This window comes from Ureibacillus thermosphaericus, from assembly GCF_012396605.1.
In the GTDB taxonomy this organism is placed as follows: Bacteria; Bacillota; Bacilli; order Bacillales_A; family Planococcaceae; genus Ureibacillus; species Ureibacillus thermosphaericus.
Genome location: NZ_JAAXPW010000075.1, coordinates 1 through 1,523, shown reverse-complemented (window position 1 = coordinate 1,523; position 1,523 = coordinate 1). Strand labels below are relative to the sequence as shown.

Annotated in this window: 1 pseudogene; it reads right to left on the bottom strand. The window is 36.5% G+C overall.

What is annotated here, in order from left to right:
- Positions 1-252: 252 nt before the first annotated feature.
- Positions 253-1,419 (bottom strand): annotated as a pseudogene (locus HF990_RS14760) (IS256 family transposase).
- Positions 1,420-1,523: the final 104 nt, after the last annotated feature.

The window sequence follows — 1,523 nt, the reverse complement described above, 5'->3', positions numbered from 1 at the left end:
AGTCAAGTCCCGATAATTGTGTAAAAACTCTTATACACTGTTTCCAAATCCGATTAAAGTAGCGTAAGTGGAATCAAACCAAATATAGCAGTTTTTGATTCCATTCCCCTCCCACATTTTTTAGCCGCAACTTCTATGGGGTTTTCTATCCATATTCGTAAAGGGCTGTCAAAGGCTTTTTTCACTTTGACAGCTCTTTGCGAATATGGAATCATCCCATAATGGAAGATGCGCGTGAAAAATAGTGAATGATTATCTACCTGATAGATTTTTTCGTCGATCATAGATTTCTTGGTAATCCATTAAGACAGCGCCAATCAAACGAAAAGCTGATTGCGTATTAGGGAAAATTCGGATCACTCTTTCTCTTCTACGAACCTCTTGATTCAACCGTTCAAGGGTATTCGTACTGCGAATATGAGGACGAATTTTTTCAGGAAAATTCATATATTGAATTGTATCTTCGAAACCTTCATCTAGAATTTTCAATGCTTTTTCAAATCGTGCTTGGTCACTAAACTTTTCAAACAATTCATCTTTAAATTGACGCATATCTTCAATCGTGACAGCTTCGAAAATTCGTTTCAACATTGTTCGGAATTCAGCAGTATCTTTTTTAGGTAACTTGTCAATGATATTACGTTTAAAATGAACATTGCATCTTTGTCAAGAAGTCCCGACAAATTCACGCTGGATGGCCTTTCGTAACCCTTCATGCGCATCTGAAATCACAAGTTTAGGGGATTGTAATCCTCTTGATTTTAGATGCTGGAAGAAACGACTCCAACTCTCCGCACTTTCAACGTGGTCAATATGAACACCAAGGATTTCACGTTTATTTTGATCGGTAATCGCTGTCGCGATATAAGCCGCTTTAGACACTACACTATGACCTTCGCGAACTTTAATATACATAGCATCGACAAAGATGTAAGGATAGTATGTAGTATTTAGAGGGCGATTGGCCCATTCATTGACAATTGGATCTAATTGTTTTGTCAAAGATGATACGAATGATTTGGAGACATTTTCTCCACAAAGCTGTTCAACGATTTTCGTTACTTTTCGAGTAGACACCCCATTCACGACCATCTCAAGCATAGAAAGAACGAAAGCTTGATCACAACGTGCATATTTTTCAAACACGGTAGTTGAAAACTCTCCATTGCGAGTTCTTGGAACCTTTAATTGAATCTTTCCAATACTCATCATTAAATCACGTTCATAATAGCCATTCCGGTAATCACGACGTTCGGGAGAACGTTCATAAGCAGCAGCTTGAAGATAGTCATCTCGTTCTTTTTCCATAAATTCATTCAGAATTAAAACAATCGCTGATTTGATAACAGAATCAAGATTCGAATTGATAATTGATTCTTTTAAAAGGTCCATATTTAGGTTAAACTTTAATAGAGTCATTTTTTCATCCTCTTTCTATTTGTTTTTATTGGGTCTGAAAACAGTGTAGCAAAAGAGGAGGAAAATGGCTCTTTTCTTTTTTACACAATTATATGGACTCTATC